Source organism: Streptomyces sp. NBC_01428 (genome assembly GCF_036231965.1).
Lineage (GTDB): Bacteria > Actinomycetota > Actinomycetes > Streptomycetales > Streptomycetaceae > Streptomyces.
Genome location: NZ_CP109499.1, coordinates 6250172 through 6266884, shown reverse-complemented (window position 1 = coordinate 6266884; position 16713 = coordinate 6250172). Strand labels below are relative to the sequence as shown.

General features: G+C 75.5%; 14 protein-coding genes. 11 read left to right on the top strand and 3 right to left on the bottom strand.

Translation table 11 applies throughout. The annotated features are described in order from the left end of the window. Positions 1–96 precede the first annotated feature (96 nt). Genes OG406_RS27075 through OG406_RS27035 form a run of 9 tightly spaced genes read left to right on the top strand, consistent with a single transcriptional unit; the run spans position 97 to position 11580 of the window. The gene (locus OG406_RS27075; RefSeq protein WP_329188235.1) at positions 97–1248 is read left to right on the top strand and encodes a glycosyltransferase family 4 protein; all 1152 of its coding nucleotides are present in this window, start codon (positions 97–99) and stop codon (positions 1246–1248) included. Continuing rightward, complete coding sequence (locus tag OG406_RS27070) at positions 1245–2030, top strand: class I SAM-dependent methyltransferase (RefSeq protein WP_443067108.1); 786 nt, start codon at positions 1245–1247, stop codon at positions 2028–2030. Before OG406_RS27075 ends, OG406_RS27070 begins: the two co-directional genes overlap by 4 nt. After that, positions 2027–6820, top strand: a complete 4794-nt coding sequence (locus OG406_RS27065; RefSeq protein ID WP_329190990.1) for an alpha-(1->3)-arabinofuranosyltransferase domain-containing protein — start codon at positions 2027–2029, stop codon at positions 6818–6820. The genes OG406_RS27070 and OG406_RS27065 overlap by 4 nt, the downstream gene beginning before the upstream one ends. Continuing rightward, the gene (locus OG406_RS27060; RefSeq protein ID WP_329188233.1) at positions 6817–8232 is read left to right on the top strand and encodes a condensation protein; all 1416 of its coding nucleotides are present in this window, start codon (positions 6817–6819) and stop codon (positions 8230–8232) included. The genes OG406_RS27065 and OG406_RS27060 overlap by 4 nt, the downstream gene beginning before the upstream one ends. Further along, entirely contained in the window at positions 8229–8999 is a 771-nt protein-coding gene (locus OG406_RS27055; RefSeq protein WP_267050723.1) for a class I SAM-dependent methyltransferase, read from the top strand. Before OG406_RS27060 ends, OG406_RS27055 begins: the two co-directional genes overlap by 4 nt. Positions 9000–9013: 14 nt before the next feature. Beyond that, positions 9014–9919 (top strand): hypothetical protein, encoded by a 906-nt coding sequence (locus tag OG406_RS27050; RefSeq protein WP_266849592.1) that lies wholly within the window; start codon positions 9014–9016, stop codon positions 9917–9919. Continuing rightward, positions 9916–10143, top strand: coding sequence for a Trm112 family protein (locus OG406_RS27045; RefSeq protein WP_164370748.1), 228 nt, complete (start codon positions 9916–9918; stop codon positions 10141–10143). Before OG406_RS27050 ends, OG406_RS27045 begins: the two co-directional genes overlap by 4 nt. Beyond that, the gene (locus OG406_RS27040; protein WP_266848663.1) at positions 10140–11048 is read left to right on the top strand and encodes an FkbM family methyltransferase; all 909 of its coding nucleotides are present in this window, start codon (positions 10140–10142) and stop codon (positions 11046–11048) included. The genes OG406_RS27045 and OG406_RS27040 overlap by 4 nt, the downstream gene beginning before the upstream one ends. Then, positions 10954–11580, top strand: a complete 627-nt coding sequence (locus OG406_RS27035) for a hypothetical protein (protein ID WP_266848661.1) — start codon at positions 10954–10956, stop codon at positions 11578–11580. The genes OG406_RS27040 and OG406_RS27035 overlap by 95 nt, the downstream gene beginning before the upstream one ends. On the opposite strand, the gene OG406_RS27030 is transcribed toward OG406_RS27035, so the two are convergent. The 3 genes from OG406_RS27030 to OG406_RS27020 all read right to left on the bottom strand — a co-directional run bounded on the left by OG406_RS27030 (position 11574) and on the right by OG406_RS27020 (position 13479). After that, on the bottom strand, positions 11574–12452 hold the full coding sequence (locus tag OG406_RS27030) for an ATP-grasp domain-containing protein (RefSeq protein ID WP_164370753.1): 879 nt from the start codon (positions 12450–12452) through the stop codon (positions 11574–11576). The genes OG406_RS27035 and OG406_RS27030 overlap by 7 nt on opposite strands. Positions 12453–12637: 185 nt before the next feature. Beyond that, entirely contained in the window at positions 12638–13267 is a 630-nt protein-coding gene (locus OG406_RS27025) for a toxin-antitoxin system, toxin component (protein ID WP_329188228.1), read from the bottom strand. Further along, a complete protein-coding gene (locus OG406_RS27020; protein WP_329188226.1) occupies positions 13264–13479 on the bottom strand; it encodes a hypothetical protein in 216 nt (71 codons plus the stop codon). Before OG406_RS27020 ends, OG406_RS27025 begins: the two co-directional genes overlap by 4 nt. Before the next feature lie 239 nt (positions 13480–13718). On the opposite strand from OG406_RS27020, the gene OG406_RS27015 reads away from it, so the two are divergent. Together OG406_RS27015 and OG406_RS27010 are read left to right on the top strand one after the other, a co-directional pair. Continuing rightward, on the top strand, positions 13719–15263 hold the full coding sequence (locus OG406_RS27015; RefSeq protein WP_329188225.1) for an acyl-CoA synthetase: 1545 nt from the start codon (positions 13719–13721) through the stop codon (positions 15261–15263). Beyond that, positions 15256–16641: a carboxyl transferase domain-containing protein gene (locus OG406_RS27010; RefSeq protein ID WP_329188223.1), complete on the top strand. Its 1386-nt coding sequence runs from the start codon at positions 15256–15258 to the stop codon at positions 16639–16641. The genes OG406_RS27015 and OG406_RS27010 overlap by 8 nt, the downstream gene beginning before the upstream one ends. Positions 16642–16713 lie beyond the last annotated feature (72 nt).

Below are 16713 nucleotides of genomic sequence, written 5' to 3'. Positions count from 1 at the left end.
CACGGAAGGCACCCCAGGCGGCACGACCACCGAGGACCGGCGCCCCGTCCAGCCCCCCACACTGAGTTCCGCACCCCGAGACGAGTTGGAGCACCCATGCCCCAGCACGTACCGTCCCCGCTGCGCACCCCGTCCCCGCGGGCCGCGCAGTACCCTCCGGCGCCCTCCCCGCGTCCGCGCCGCATCGTCTTCCTCGCCCGCCGCGATCTCGGCAACCCGGCGGCGGGCGGCTCCGAACTCCTGGTCGACCGGCTGGCCGAGGGGCTGACCGGGCTGGGCCACCAGGTCACCCTGGTGTGCGGCGGCCCCTCGTCGGGCCACGGCTACCGGGTCGTCTCGGCGGGCGGCGACCTCGGGCACTTCCTGCGCGCCCGGCCCGCCTTCCACCGCGAGGTCGGGGGCTGCGACCTGCTCGTCGAGGTGTGCAACGGGCTGCCGTACCTGACCCCCCTGTGGCATCACGGGCCCACGCTCTGCCTGGTCAACCACGTGCACACGGACCTGTGGCCGATGCGGTTCGGCGGACCGCTCGCGCCCGCCGCGCGGCTCGGCCGGCGCCTCGAACACTGGGCTCTGGCCGGCGCCCAGCGCGGCAACCTGCTGGTCGCCGTCTCCCCGTCGACGGCGGTGGCGCTGCACGCGATCGGCGTCGAACGGGACCGTATCCGGGTCGTGCACAACGGGGTGGAGGAGCCGGGGCCGCGTGCCGCGCGCTCACCCGAGCCGCTGTTCGTCGCCGTGGGACGGCTGGTGGAGTACAAACGCATCGATCTGCTGCTGCGGCTGTGGGAACGGGTCCGGCCCGTCACCGGCGGCCGGCTGGTGATCGTCGGCGACGGCCCCGAGCGTGAGCGTCTCCAGCAACTCGCGGGAGACGGCGTGGAGTTCACGGGTCATGTCTCCGAGGCGGAGAAGCACCGGCTGCTGTGCGCCGCGTGGCTGCTGCTGCATCCCTCCGCGGTGGAGGGCTGGGGTCTGGTGGTCACCGAGGCGGCGGCGCGGGAGACGCCGGCGATCGCCTTCGACGTGCCGGGGCTCCGGGACTCCGTCGTGAACGGCGAGACAGGCGTGCTGGTGCGCGGCGAGTCCTCCTTCGCGGCCGCCTGGTGCACCCTCGCCCTGTCCGCCCGCCGCCGCGCGCTGATGGGCCGGGCGGCCCGCGACCGTGCCGCCGCCTTCCGCTGGAACCACACGGTCCGCCGGTTCCGGGCGGTGGCCGCGGAGGCGGTGAGGGGCTGGGCACCGTGACGGCCGCCGGACGCGGACGGGCCGGCAGCGGCGCCGGTCCGGTCGGCGGCAGCGGGCTCAAGGACCCTTCCCTGCGCCGTTCCCTCGCACTGTTCCGGGCCTTCCTGCACGAGCAGGACGACCCGGCGGCCTGTTACGCGCTGCTCGCCCGTGACGCGGCCGACCAGGTCGAGGCGGTGCACGGCGCCGTCGCGGGCCGGACGGTCGTGGATGTCGGGGGCGGCGGCGGCTACTTCACCGAGGAGTTCCGCCGGCGCGGCGCCCAGGCCCACCTCTTCGAGCCGGACGTACGGGAGTTGGGGGCCGAGCCGCCCGGCGGGGCCGTCGTCGCGGACGGCTATCTGCTGCCGCTCGCGGACGGGGTCGCCGACGTCTGCTTCTCCTCCAACGTCCTGGAGCACGTGGCGGATCCGCAGACGTTCCTCAGCGAGATGGTCCGGGTGACCCGCCCGGACGGGCTGATCTACGTCGCGTTCACCAACTGGCTGTCCCCCTGGGGCGGTCACGAGTGGGCGCCCTGGCACTACTTCGGCGCCGAGCGGGCCCGCGCCCGCTACCGGCGCCGTACGGGCAGGCCCGCCAAGCACACCCTCGGCGAGAACCTCTTCGCCGTGCACGTCGGCACCACCCTGCGGCAGGTCCGCGCCCGCGACGACGTCACGCTCGTCTCGGCGCGTTCCCGCTACTGGCCCTTCCTCGCGGAAGCCGTCACCAAGGCACCGGGGCTGCGCGAGTTCGCCACCTGGAACCTCCTCCTCATCCTCCGGCGGTGTCCACCATGACGAGCACGGTCCAGGCCCCTCCCCCGGCAGCCGTCCGCCCCGCAGCAGGCGCGTCCGGCCCCCCGGAGGGGCCCCGCTCACGCCGGTGGCTGCTGGGGTTCTGGGCCGTGGTGTTCGCGCTGTTCCTCGCCGTGCACCCCGGGCGGGCGACCTTCGACACCAAGCTCGGGGTGACGCAGGATCCCTGGCAGTTCCTCTCCGACCTGGGTCAGCTGTGGCACGACCGGGGCGGCTTCGGGGGCATCCAGGACCAGTACGTCGGCTATGCCTGGCCGATGCTGCCGTACTACGGGCTGTGCCGACTCGTCCATCTGCCGGTGTGGCTGGCGGAGCGGCTGTGGCTGTCGGTCGTGGTGTCGGTGGCCTTCTGGGGGGCGCTCCGGCTGGCCGAGCGGCTGGGCACCGGCAGCCGCGCGTCCCGGCTGCTCGCCGCCGTCGCGTACGCGCTGTGGCCGGTGTTCACCGTCGTCGTCGGGTCGACCTCGGCGGCCGCGCTGCCCGGCGCGTTCCTGCCGTGGGTGCTGCTGCCGCTGACCGACGAGCGGTACACCGCGCGGATCGCGGCCCTGCGCTCGGCGCTCGTCGTCCCCTTCATGGGCGGCGTGAACGCGGCGGCCACCCTCGCCTCCCTGCTCCCCGTCGGGCTCTATCTGCTCACGCGGCCGCGGGGGCCCCGGCAGCGCGGACTCATCGGCTGGTGGGTGCCGGGCGTGATCCTCGCGACGGCCTGGTGGTGGATCCCGCTGCTGCTGCTCGGCGTGTACGGCGAGAACTTCCTCCCCTACATCGAGACCTCGCAGACGACGACGGCCACCATGTCGGCCACCGAGTCGCTGCGCGGCGCGGGCAACTGGGTGGCCTACCTGCACTTCGGGGAGGCCTGGCTGCCGGCCGGCTGGTCCGTCGCGTCCTCGGTGATCGTGATCGTCTGCTCGGCGCTCGCGGCGGGGCTCGGGCTCGCCGGTCTGGCGCGACGGGACCTGCCCGAACGCCGGTGGCTCGTGCTGACCGTCCTGTCGGTCGTCCTCATCACCCTGGCCGGGTACGGCGGTTCGCTCGGGGCACCCTTCCACGGCGTGGCGCAGGACTGGCTGAACGGCCGGCTCGTCCCCTTCCGCAACATCTACAAGTTCCAGACCGGCCTCGCCCTCGCGCTCGTCCTCGGTCTCGCGCACCTGGTGGGGGTCGCGACCCGCACGCACGGCGCCCGCCCGGTGCGCGGCAGACGCCTCGCCCCGCTGATCGCGGCGGTCCTCGTCCTGCCGGGCCTCGCCTGGCCCTACCTCAACGGCGCGATCCTTCAGCCGGGTTCGTTCCAGGAGCTGCCCCGGTACTGGCACACCACCGCCGACTGGCTGGAGAAGTACTCGCCCGACTCCCGGGCCCTCGTCGTCCCCGCCACCGCGCACGGCATCTACACGTGGGGCTCCCCCATCGACGAACCCCTCGACGTGCTCGCCGACTCCCGCTGGGCCGAACGGGACTACGTGCCCTTCGGCACCCCGGGCAACCGGCGCGCCATGGACGCGGTCGAGCAGGCCCTGCTGACCGGGGGCGACGTCCCGGGACTGGCGGACTACCTGAGCCGGGCCGGCCTGTACTACGTCGTGGTCCGCAACGACCTCGACCCCGACCAGCTCGGCCACGTCCCCACCGCGACGGTGAAGCGGACGCTGGAGCAGTCCGGCTACCGGCGGGTCACCGGGTTCGGTCCGGTGACGACCGGCGGGCGCATCGCGAACGACACCCCGCTCCAGGTCGAGGGCCTCTATCCGCGGCAGCGCGCCGTGGAGATCTACGAGCCGGCCGACACGGCGGTGGCCCGGCCCGGGCAGGCCGGGCTGAAGCCGATCGCGGACACCGCCGTGGTCTCCGGCGGTCCCGAGGCGCTGCTCCCGCTCGCCGCCGATCCGGCGGTCCGGGGCCGCGCGGCCGTCCTCACCGGCGACAACCACCCCGGGCTCGGCACCGCCGGCGTGCAGATCGTCGGGGACGGGCTGCGGCGCGCCGACACCCGTTTCGGTCTGGTCGACGCGAACACCTCGTACACGTACACGCGTGACCAGCGCAACGACAGCGACAGCGTGCAGGACCCGGGGCGCGCGCCGCGGCAGATCCTGCCGACCGACGGCGTCGGACACCAGACCGTCGCGGAACTGCGCGGCGCCCGGTCGGTGACCGCGTCGTCCAGCGGCAACTGGCTGTTCCATCTCCCGCAGTACGACCCGGTGAACGCCTTCGACGGCAACCCCGACACCGCGTGGGCGGAGGGCACGGCGGGGTCGGCGGACGGGCAGTGGCTGCGGATCCGCTTCGACGGCTCCGTGGACATGCCCGCCTCCTTCGACGTGATCCCGCTCCCGCAGGACGGTGTGCGTTCGGCGGCGACCCGGGTCCGGGTGGAGACCGAGAAGGGCTCCGTCTCCAGCTATCTCCTGCCCGACGGCAGGAAGCAGAGCGTCAAGGCCCCCCCAGGGTCCACGGGTTGGCTGCGCATCACGATCACCGGATCGACCGCGCAGCGCGCCGGGCTCACCGGCGCGGGCTTCTCCGAGATCGGCCTCCCCGACGTGCGGGTGACCCGGCTGCTGCGGCTGCCCACGGATGCCTCCGGCGCGGACGCGACCGCCGAGATCGTGTCCCTGCACCGCTCCACCGACCCGACCGGGCTCTCCCCCACGGGCACCGAGGCGGGCCTGCACCGCGTCTTCTCCACCTCGACGGCGGGCACGTACTCGCTGAAGGCGAGCGCCGTTCCCGTACCGGGCACGGAACTCGACCGGCTGCTGTACGAGGTCGCGCCCGAGCAGCAGGGCCGGATCACGGCGACGGCGGACTCGACGGCCCGGCTCGGCGCGGGTGTGTCCGCGCGCAACCTCACCGACGGCGACCTGACGACGGCGTGGATCGCGGGCTCCGATCCGACGATCCATCTGAGCTGGCCGGGCGAACAGCCGGTGTCCTCCGTCGTGCTGGCGCCGGCGGGCGGCCTGTCGACCCGGCCGACGAAGGTCGAGATCAGCTCCCCGGACGGCGCGGCGGTCGTCGGCGTCGACGAGAACGGCTGGGCCCGCTTCGACCCCGTCACGACCGACCATCTCGACATCAAGGTGACCGGAACGGCCCGGCTCACCGTCCACAACCCCGTCGCCGGCGCCGGCCTGCGGCTGCCGGTCGGCCTGACCGAGGCGTACGTGCCCGGCCTCGACCAGTACCGCACCCCGCAGCCCGCCGGGACCCGGCCCTTCGCGCTGCCCTGCGGCGAGGGCCCGGTCGTGGCGGTCGACGGGAAGCTGTACGGGACGAGCGCGCAAGGAACCGTGCGGGATCTCGTGGAACGCCGGCCCGTCGAGGTGACGCTCTGTCAGCAAGGGCGTGAGGACGGCGATCTGAGCCTCGCCGAGGGTGCGCACCGGGTCGAGGCGGGCGACGGCGGTCCGCTGGCCGTGACGGACGTGACGCTGACCCGCGGCACCCCGGCGGAGGCCGGCACCACGGGGCGGGGCCTGAGGATACGGGACTGGCTGGGCGACCGCCGCGAGGTGACGGTCGGCTCGGGCGCGGCCTCGTACCTGACGACGTACGAGAACTTCAACGACGGCTGGAAGGCCACCCTCGGAGGCAAGGAACTGACGCCGGTCCGGCTCGACGGCTGGCAGCAGGGCTGGCGGATCCCGTCCGGAGCGGGCGGCACGGTCACGCTGTCGTACGGGCCCGCGACGACCTACGAGGCCGGGCTGATCGCGGGCGGCGTCGGCATCCTGGTGCTCGTGGGACTGGTGGTGTGGCGCCGTCGGGAGCCCAACCCCGACGAGCCGCAGCCGGTGCCGCCCGCACCGGGGATCTGGCTGGGGCTGGTCGCCCTGACCCTGGTCGGCGTCGTGGTCGCGGGGTTCCTCGCCCTGCTGGTCCCGGCCCTCGCCCTGCTCGCCCGGCGCCGGCACCCGCTCCTCGTCCCCATCGCGTTCCTCGCCCTCGCCGGGGCCGGGATCGCCGCCGCGACGGGCGCGGGCTCGCCTCCCTCGGCGGGCGAGGGCGCGTTCGGCACCGTCGCCCAACTCCTCGCGCTCATCGGCCTGTTCGCGGGGCTGGTGAGCGTGGGGGCGTCACGGGGCCGGGAGGTGCCGGCCCCACCCGGAGCGGCACCGGCACCGGACCCCGGGCCACCCCCGGCCGCCCCCCTGCCCCGCCGGGAACGCGGCGGATCCCCCGGCCCGCGCACCCTCCCCGCGGGGTTCCGGTCCCGCCGGGGAGCGGACCTGTCGAAACGGGAGCACTCCGATACGGGGCCCGACGGGCAGCGGACGGGAGAAGCGGAGGCCGGGGCCGGGGATGCGGCCGGTGCGGCCGGTGCACCCCGCGCGACTCGTACCGGCGATGTCGAAGTCCGTTCAGGTCAGGGCGAGTTCGATCGGGCCGACGTCGAACTCCGCCCGGCAGGAGGTGAGTCGGTGATGACAGAACCCGAATCCAGCTCCGGACCGCGGCAGTCCGGCGGTGTCGCGTCCGATCGCGCTCCAGGCCCGTCGCCGTCCCGTGGTGTCCCGTCCGGGGACCCCGCCGGTCCACCGGAGTCCGGGTGCTCCGAGGCACCCGCGCTCTCCCGGACGCCGGAGCCCGGGATCGTCGCCGGGCCCACCGTGTCCGCGCGCGGGCCCGAGCCGCTGCGGTCCGAAGGTGATCCGGCGGCGGCGCGGCCCGCGCCGCGCAGGGCGTTCCGCATGCCGGGGCTGCGGGCCGTGGCGCCCGGGGAGCCCCGGAACGACCCCGGGAAGGGGGCGTCCTCATGACCACGGTGGACCATCCCGCACGCGACGGCACGGGCGGCCCCGCACGACGACCGGTGCGCGTTCCGTTCCCGGTGGTGGACGAGGTCGCCCGGCACTGCCTCCAGGAGGCGGAGCCGGAGACCGTGCACATCGAGATCCATCTCCCGGGTCCGCTCGACCGGGACCGGCTGACGGCCGCGTTCACCGAGGCGCTGCGGCGCCATCCGCGGGTGCTGATGCGCGAGGCCCCGGGACGCTGGTACCGGCGCCGCTACGAGTGGGAGCTGACCCCGGAGCCGGACACGGCGGTGGTGTCCTTCACGCCGCACGGCCGGGACTCCCTGCGGGCCGCGCGGGCCAGATGTCTGGAGGCGGCCCCGCCCCTGTCGGCGTCCCCGCCCGTCCGCCTGGAAGTGGTGGAGGGCGCGGGCCCGGCGGCGAACGGCGGGGCGGCCCCGGACACCCCCACTGGCACCAGCGCCGACCCGGCCACGGGCGCCGGCAGCAACAACATCAGCAACGGCAACGGCACGGTCCTCTTTCTCACCATCAACCACACCGCCCTGGACGGCCCCGCCTGTCTCCGGGTGCTCGCCACCGCGGCGGAACTGTACGGCGGCCGGGACAACACCCCGGCCGCACCGCCCGTCCGCCCTCCGGACGCCGTCGAGCCCGGGGACGCGGGCACCCCGTCCGTGTGGGCGCCGCCCGCCCGGGTCGCCTCCGGCGCCCCCGAGTCCGCCCCGGGCAACGGGCTGATCGTCACCGAACTCGCCGTGCCGCGCCGCCCCCAGGGCTCCCCCTACACGGTCAACGACCAGCTGATGGCCGCCACCGCGCTGACGGTCGCCCACTGGAACCGCGAACACGGGCAGCGGCCGCGGCCGTTGCGCATCACGATGCCGGTGGACGACCGTCCGCGCGGTGCGGACATGCCGATCGGCAACGGGACCCGGCTGGTGGAGGTGACGTTCTCCCCCGCCGAGGTGGACGCCTCCCGCATGGGCGAGCTGCTGCGCCGCACCGCCACCCGCACACGGGCGCTGAAGGCCGCCGACCGACCGCAACTCGGGCACGGGGCAGCCCTGTTGACCGCGCCGGTCGTTCCGGTGGCCTGGCGGGCCGCCGTCACCAGGGGGCTGCGCAGGGCGGCCGGGCCGTGGACCTCGACCTGCCTGCTCAGCAACATCGGCCGCATCCCGTACGCCCTGGACTTCGGTGAGGAGGCCGGCCGTGCCCGGGCCGTCTGGTTCTCCGCGCCCGCCCGCACCCCCCGTGGGCTGACCGTCACCACCGCGTCCACCGCGGGGCGCCTGCACGTCTCGCTGCGCTGGTCGCGCTCGCTGCTCGGGCACGGCGACGGGGCCCACCTCCGCGACCTCTTCGAGCACTACCTGCACGCGACCGAGGAGACGGGGGCGAGCGGCCGATGACGGCCCGCGCCCGGTCCACGGACCCCGCCCCGGTCACGACCGCGGCCCACCACGGCGGCGGGCTCCGGGACTTCTACGAGGACCCGGCCGTCCCCGTCGCCTCCGGTGCCGCGCGCACCCTGCGCCAGGCGCGGATGCTGGCCGCGGCGCTCGGCCCCGCCACCGGGGGCGCGCGGACCGTGCTCGACATCGGCTGCGGCGACGGCACCGCCGCCCGGGCCGCGGCGCCACTCCTCGCCGGACACCGGGTGGTCGGCGTCGACTGGTCGCAGGACGCGCTGCGCCGGGCCCGCACCCGCGTCCCGTACACGGTCCGTGGTGAACTCACCGGCGGCGGGCTGCCGTTCGCCCGGGAGTCGGCGGACGCGGTGCTGTTCAGCGAGGTCGTCGAGCATCTCGTCGACCCGGACGGGGCGCTCGACGAGATCCGCCGGGTGCTGCGCCCCGGCGGGCACCTGATGCTGTCCACCCCCAACCTCGCCGCCTGGTACAACCGCGGCCTGCTGCTCGCCGGGGTCCAGCCCGTCTTCTCCGAGGTGAGCCTGCGCGCCGTGCACGGCCGTCCCGGGCGGGAGGTCGTGGGCCATCTGCGGCTCTACACGGCCCGCGCTCTGCGGGAGTTCGTCGCCGCGTCGGGCTTCGAGGTCGTCCGGCTCGCGGGTGCCCCCTTCCACGGGGTGCCGCGCCCGCTGCGGCCGCTGGACCGGCTGGCCTGTGCCGTGCCGTCGCTGTCCTCGATCCTGCTCCTGCACGCGCGAAGGACGTAGCCATGTGGTGGGGAGTGATCGCGGCGCTGCTCGCGAACGTGCTGTACAGCACCGGATTCGTCCTGGAGAAGCGGGCGCTCGGCACGATGCCCGAGGTGGACTTCCGGCGTCCCGCGCGGCTGCTGCGGCTGGTCCTCGGCAGCCCGCTGTGGATCGGCGGCTCCCTCGCGCTGGCCTCCGGGTTCGCCGCACAGCTCGCCGTGTACCGCACGCTGCCGATCGCCGCCGCCCAGGGCATCTTCGTCTCCGGACTGGTGCTGCTCGTGCTGCTGTCCTCCCGGCTGCTCGGCGAGCGGACGACGGGCCGGGAACGGTACGCGCTCGGGGCGATCCTGGCGGCCCTGCTGATGGTCGTGCTGTCCCTGCGCGAGAGCTCGGACACGGTCGGCCGCGGCGCTCCCGCCCCGCTGGTCCTCACCGTCTGCCTGCCGACGCTCGCCCTGGGCCTGTGGCTGTACGGGCGGGCGGAGCGGCGCTCCCGGGAACCGCACCGCGCACCGCCCGGCGGGGTCGAGTACGGGGTGGCGGTGGGCCTGCTGTACGGGGTGAGTTCACTGGCCGTGAAGGGGGTGTCGGGCCGGCTGACGACCCACGAAACGGCCGGTGCGGTGCTCGGGCTGCTGCGCTCCCCGTACCCCTATCTCCTGCTCTTCACCGGCGCGTTCGGCCTGGTCATGTCGCAGGCGGCGCTCCAGCGCTGCCGGGCGTCGCTGATCGTGCCGGTCTGCACGACCGTGAGCTGTCTGTTCACGGCGGTGCTCGGCACCCTCACGTTCGGGGAGGCGCTGCCGCACGACCCGGTCCGGCTCACCCTGCGGCTGGCCGGCACCGTTCTCGCCGTGGCCGTCCTGCTCGCCATGCCCGGACAGGAAACGGCGCCGCAACCCTCCCCCGGCGCCAAGGAGTTGACACCCCCATGACCCCCGACGACCCCCTGCTGAGGATCCTTGCCTGCCCCCTCGACAAGGGGCCTCTGCACCTCCTTCCGCCCGACGCGGAGCTGCATACCGAGGAGGCGCTCTACAACCCGCGTCTGCACCGCCGCTATCCGGTCGTGGACGGCATCCCGCAGCTGCTGCCGTCCTCCGGACAGCAGGTGACGGAGGACGAACACCGGGAACTCCTGCGGCGGATGGCCCCGTGAGCGCGTCCGCCGGCCACCGCGCGGACGACCGGACCCTCGCCGCGCGCGTCGCCCCCTTCGTGCCCACCCGTCTCGTCGCGGCGGCGGCCCGGTTCGTCTACCCGCGCTTCGAGCCCGAACTGGCCCGGCTCGCCGACCTCTGCCCGCCGGACTGCGGCACGGCGGTGGACGTCGGCGGCTGGTACGGCCCCTGGACGCACCGGCTCGCCGGCCGGGCGCGCCGCGTGGTGACCGTGGAACCCGTACCGCACCTGGCCCGGCTGCTCGCGTCGGGCACCCCGGGCAACGTGCGGGTGGTCCGGGCCGCCGCCTCCGACCACCGGGGCACCGCCCGGCTGTGGCTGCCCGCCGGCGACGCGGGCGACCGCGGGGTGTCCTCACTGGTCCGCAGGGACATCCACGCCCGCGCCCTGGAGGTGCCCTGTCTCACCCTGGACAGCCTGGACCTGCGGGACGTCGGCTTCGTCAAGATCGACGTGGACGGCAACGAACCGGCCGTGCTGCGCGGCGCCCGGAACCTGCTGGCCCGCGACCGGCCCGCCCTCTTCGTCGAACTCGAGTCCCGTATCCAGCCGGTCGCCCCGGTCGTCGAGCAGCTGGCCGGGCTCGGGTACGCGGGCTGGGTACTCCCCGGCAGGAGCTGGCTGCCGCTCGCCTCCTTCCCCCTGGAGGAGCACCAGGCGCGGACGGCGTACGTCGCCGGACAGGGGCTGCTGCGCCGGGTGCTGCCGCCGCGCGGACCCCGTTACGTGAACTCGGTGCTGTTCCTGCCGGACGGCCGGCGTCCGGGCGGCCGGCCGGTGCGCGACGATGGATCCCATGCCGGCCAGACGCCCCACCACCCCGTTCACCCCGCTCGACTTCCAGCTGGTCCTGCTGCGCCGCATGGCCGACCACCAGCCTGACCTGGTCGAGGACGCCCGCCATGCCCTGGGGGTGTCCATCGCGGACATGCGGGAGGCCAACCGCCGCTGGCAGGCGATGCTGCACGCGCCGCGGCAGCGGTCGGCGGCCTCCCGGTACCGCTCGGTCCTCGGCGTCCCCGAGTCCTCGGCGGGCCGCCGGATCGGCGACCTGGCCTGCGAGGCCCTCCAGTGGCCGGTCCCGCTGTGGCCCACCCTGCGCTTCGAGGTCCTCGTCACCGGGAACGGCGTCGCCTGGAACGAGTGGCTGGTGCGGGCCCCCGGTGCCGACGGCCCCGCCCTGGAGACCCTGGACGACATGGTTCCCTGGTCCTGCACGGTCGACGAGGTGGCCCGCGCCTTCGCTCCCGTCCGGCCGCTGGAGGGCACCGCCCCGACCCGTTGGGGGCTGGCGTTCACGGCCCCCGACGCGTCGGGCGTGCGCCAGGAGTGCGCGGCGGAGTTCACGTGGGGGCTGCTGCAGCGGGTGGCCGTGAAGGGTCCCGCGCCCGATCCGGCGCCGCCGGGTCACTGAGCGGCGGCGGCCTCGACGATCGCGTCGACGACGACGGGCAGCGACCCCGGGTGCAGGAACAGGAAGAGGTTCGGCTCGACGAGCTCCAGCTCCATCACCAGGGGCTGTCCGTCGTCGCCGTCGACGAGGTCCACGCGCGCGTAGAGCACGGAGTCCGCGCCGCCCGGGACGGCGGCCAGCGCCCGCTCGGCGACGGCCCGTTCGGCCGCCGTGGGTTCCCAGGCCTCCAGCCGCGGGTGCGGCGTCTTGGCCCCGTCGTAGGGAGTGCCCGGCTCCAGCACCGCTCCCTTGCGGCTGGCGTGCAGCAGCCGTCCGCCGAAGAACTGCAGGGCCCGTTCGCCCCGGACGTCGATGTTCGCCAGATAGGGCTGGACCATCGCGGTCAGCCCCTCGGCGTGCATCCGCGCGAGCTGGCCGACCGCCGTCTCGCGCTCCTTCGGCGTGTACCGGGCGGCGTAGCGCGCGCCCGCCCCGGCCGTGGGTTTCACGACGAACTCGCGGTCAGCGGGCAGGTCGACGGCGTCACCCGGCGCGAGGTACCGGGTCGGGACGACCGGGACGCCCGCTTCCGCGAGGTCCCCCAAATACCGCTTGTCCGTGTTCCAGCGCACGACCCGCGCCGGGTTCAGCAGCCGGGTCAGGCCCCCGCACCGCTCGGCCCACTCGGTGAACTCGGCCAGCCGCCAGCTGTAGTCCCAGGTCGAGCGGATCAGCGCCAGGTCGAACGCGGCCCAGTCGGTGTCCGGGTCGTCCCAGTGCACGACGGCGGCCTCGGCCCCGGCGTCCTCCAGCGCCTGCCGCAGCACCGCCAGGTCCCGGTCGACGGTGGGCTCCTCGCCCGGGTTGTACGTGACGAGCGCGATACGGGCCACGACGACTCCCTCCTCGTACGACACCGGCGTACGGTCACGGACGCGCCGCACCGGCGTGCCACTTCGGGACGATCCCGCCGCAGGCTAACAACCACCCGTGCCCTCGGGCCAAGCCGTTATCGGTCCTCCGGCGGGTGCGCGGGGCCGGTGTCCGTCCGGGGAGCGGGGCCCGGGGCGCGCGCCGGTCAGTCCTGGGGGCCGTAGCCCAGCGAGGTGCGGATGGCGCGGCCGACCGGGTCGACCGTGCCCCGGCCGCCGGGGCGGGCCAGCCAGGAGCGGAAGACGCTCGCCAGATGCAGGCCGAACTCCTCGGCCCGGGCCTCGTCCGCCTGCCGTGATCCGTCACGGGCGGCGACGGTGAGGGCGAACTCGCGTCGCGGCGGCGCGCCCGTCCCGGTCCAGTCGGGACGGCCCGAGAGCGCGGCGCGTGCGACGGCGGAGGCGCCGTCCACGTGGTGGTCGCGGTGCCCTTCCTTCATGTGCCACAGCTCGTGGCCGAGGATGACGAGCTGCTGAACGGTCTCCGCGCGTTCCTCGACGACGACCAGGTCGAAGTCGCCGAACTCCATCCACAGACCGGTCACTTCGATCTCGTCCGGGAACCGTTCGAAGCGGAGCTGGACGGGCCGGCCGCCCCGCCGCCGGCTCATCTCCTCGCACAGCGCCCGGGCCAGCTCCCGCACGTCGACGGGAGCGTCGATCCGGTGCCGGAGCTCCCGGCCGAGGTCCACCGCGAGGGCCCGTGTCCCGGAGCGGGCGCCGCGCGGGCGCAGTGCGGTGAGCAGTCTTCCGACGGCGCCGGCCGGCCGCTTCATCGGTCCGCTCCCTCGCCGCCCGTCGCTCCGCCCGTCCGGACGTCGCGCACCGGCCCGGCCGCCCGTACCGCCCGGACCCACTCCACGCGCAGGACCGGCCGGGAGGAGAGGACGCACCGGACGAGGACGTCGCCCCGGTCCTGGCCCTGCCCGGCGGTCGGCACGTCGAGGCGTACGCGGGTCTCGGCACGGGGTGGCGGGGACTGACTCACCAAAGGGCTCCCGGCAGTTGACTCATCAAGTTGTCGCGCCCGGCCGACATTACGGGGCCCGGTCCGTCGGCGCCACGGTTCCCGGACGATCGAGCCCGCATCCCGGGCGATCGTCACGGCGTCCGCACCCGCCCTCCACGTCCCCGACGCGGAGGGGGCGGCCGACCGCCCGCCACGGGACCGCCATCGTGTAGGAAGAGGCTGTCCGTCCCGGTGAAGTCTCACGGCAAGGAGTCCTCGTGTTCTCCCTCTTCCCGGCCCTGGTGAGCGGCTCGGTCGCGGACCGGTCCGCGCTGCGCTTCGGTCATCGGTCCCTGACGTACGCGGAACTCGCCGCCTCCGCAGGGGCGCTGGCCGCGCGGCTCGACGGTGTCGGGCGGGTCGCCGTGTGGGCGACCCCGACCCTGGAGACGGCCGTGGGCGTCGTCGCCGCGCTGCTCGCCGGAGTGCCGGCGGTGCCGCTCAACCCGAAGTCGGGAGTGGCGGAACTGGGGCACATCCTCGGTGACAGCGCGCCGTCCCTGGTGCTCGCCGCCCCGGGTGAGACCCTGCCCGCCCCGCTCGCGGCACTGCGCAGGATCGACGTCGAGGTCCCCGGCACGGGCGGCGCCGGCCCGGCGGCGCCGCCGGATGTTCCGGACACGGCCGACGCCGGCGGGTCCGACGCCTTCGGGTCCGCCGGTTCGGTCACCGACCCCACGGCTCCGGCCCTCGTCGTGTACACCTCGGGGACCACCGGCCCGCCCAAGGGTGCCGTCATCCCGCGGCGGGCGGTCGCCTCGACGCTGGACGCGCTCGCCCACGCCTGGCAGTGGACCGGCGACGACGTCCTCGTGCACGGACTGCCCCTGTTCCATGTGCACGGGCTGATCCTCGGCGTGCTGGGCCCGCTGCGGCGCGGCGGGTCCGTGCGGCACCTCGGGAGGTTCAGCACCGAAGGGGTGGCGCGGGAGCTGGACGCCGGGGCGACCATGCTGTTCGGGGTGCCGACGATGTACCACCGGATCGCCGAGGAACTCGACGGGAATCCGGAGCTGGCGGCGGCGCTCGGCCGGGCGCGGCTGCTCGTGTCGGGGTCCGCGGCGCTGCCGCTGCACGACCACGAACGGATCACGGCCGCGACGGGCCGCCGGGTCGTCGAGCGGTACGGGATGACGGAGACGCTGATGAACACCAGCGTGCGGGCGGACGCGGAGGGCCGGCCCGGCACGGTGGGCGTTCCGCTGCCCGGGGTCGGACTGCGGCTCGTCGAGGAGGACGGGACGACGATCGCCGGGTACGAGGCCGACGGCACCCCGACCGGCGCGTACGACGGCACGAGCGTGGGCGAGATCCAGGTGCGGGGACCGAACCTGTTCACCGAGTACCTGCACCGGCCCGACGCGACGGCCGCCGCGTACACCGCGGACGGCTGGTTCCGTACCGGCGACATGGCGGTCCTCGATCCGGACGGCGCCGTCCGGATCGTCGGCCGCAAGGCCACCGACCTGATCAAGAGCGGCGGTTACAAGATCGGCGCGGGGGAGATCGAGAACGCGCTGCTCGACCACCCCGGTGTGCGCGAGGCCGCCGTCGCCGCGGAGCCCGACGCCGACCTCGGCGAGCGGGTGGCCGCCTGGATCGTGCCGGCCGACCCGGACCGTCCGCCGTCCGCCGGGGAGCTGGCCGATCATGTGGCCGGCAGCCTCGCGCCGCACAAGCGGCCGCGCACGGTGCGGTTCCTGGACGAGCTGCCCCGCAACGACATGGGCAAGATCCTCAAGAGGGAGCTGCCCCGTGACTGAACGCTTCTCGGCCCGCGAGGCCATCGCCCAGGTCACCGACAGTTTCGCCGAACTCCCCTCCCCCGAGGGGAAGTCCGGCCCGGACGGCCCGCTGGCGTGGGACGGGTACGACGCGGCGCGGGCCCGCGCGGCCGACCGCACCGGCGAGGAGGAGTCCGTCGTCTGCGGCACGGCGACGTTCGGGACGGCGAGTTTCGGCACGACGACCGACGGCAGGGAGCCGCTCGGACCGGTCACCGCCGTCCTGGTCGCCTTCGAGTTCGGCTTCCTCGGCGGTTCCCTCGGCGAGCGCACCGGGGCCCGCCTGGAGGCGGCCCACACGCACGCCCGCGCCCACGGGCTGCCCGTCGTCACGCTCGTCGCCACCGGCGGCAGCAGGATGCAGGAGGGCATGGTCGCCCTGACCCAGCTCCAGCGCGTCGCGCGGCAGTCGGAGCTCACCCGGGAGGCCGGGCTCCCGCAGGTCGCCGTCGTGCGCGACCCGACGACCGGCGGCGGCTGGGCCACGCTCGGCGCGGGCGCCGACGTCACCCTGGCGCTGCCCGGCGCCCAGGTCGCCTTCGCCGGCTCCCGCGTCCGGCCGGCCGACGCGGACCCGGCCGCGTACACGGCCCAGGCGCAGCTCGCGGCCGGCGCGGTCGACGCGCTGGTCCCCCGCGAGGTGCTGCGGGAGACGCTGGCCCTCTGGCTGGACCTGCTCGGCCGTCCGTCCGCCGAACCGGCCCCCGTCCCGGCCGCGTTGGGTGTCGGCGGGCTGCCCGCCACCGGCTGGGACGCGGTGGAGCGCGCCCGCGCCGGCGGACGTCCGCGTGCCGACGCCTATCTGGACGCGTACTTCACCCGCCGGGCGACGATCCGCGGCGACCGCTGCGGCGGCACCGACGACGGCATGGAGTGCGGCTTCGGCCGCACGCGCGACGGGCGGACGGTCGCGTTCGCCGCCCAGCGCGGGACGGCGACCCGTCCCGCGGGGTACCGCACCGCCGCCCGGCTGGTCCGGCTGGCGGGCCGGCTCGGCGTCCCGGTGCTGACGCTGGTGGACACCCCGGGCGCGGCGAACGACGCGGAGGCCGAGGGGCAGGGGGCCGGGCCGGCGATCGCCGACCTGTTCGCCGCGGTGGCGACCGCCCGGACGCCGGTCACGACGCTGGTGATCGGGGAGGGCGGCTCGGGCGGCGCACTGGCCTTGGCCGCGCCCGGCAACACGTGGGCCACGCCGGACAGTTACTTCTCCGTCATCGCTCCGGAGGCGGCCGCTGCGATCCTCAAGCGGCCCGCCGGCGAGGTCCACGCGACCGCCGACCAGCTCCGCGTCCGGCCGCAGGACCTGCTGGAGCTCGGCGTGATCCGGGGCATCGCGGAGCCCTTCCGGGGGTGAACGGACGCGGCCGCCGGCTCCCCCCTCCCAAGGGGAACCGACGGCCGCCCGGGGGACCGGCGCGCCGTGTCC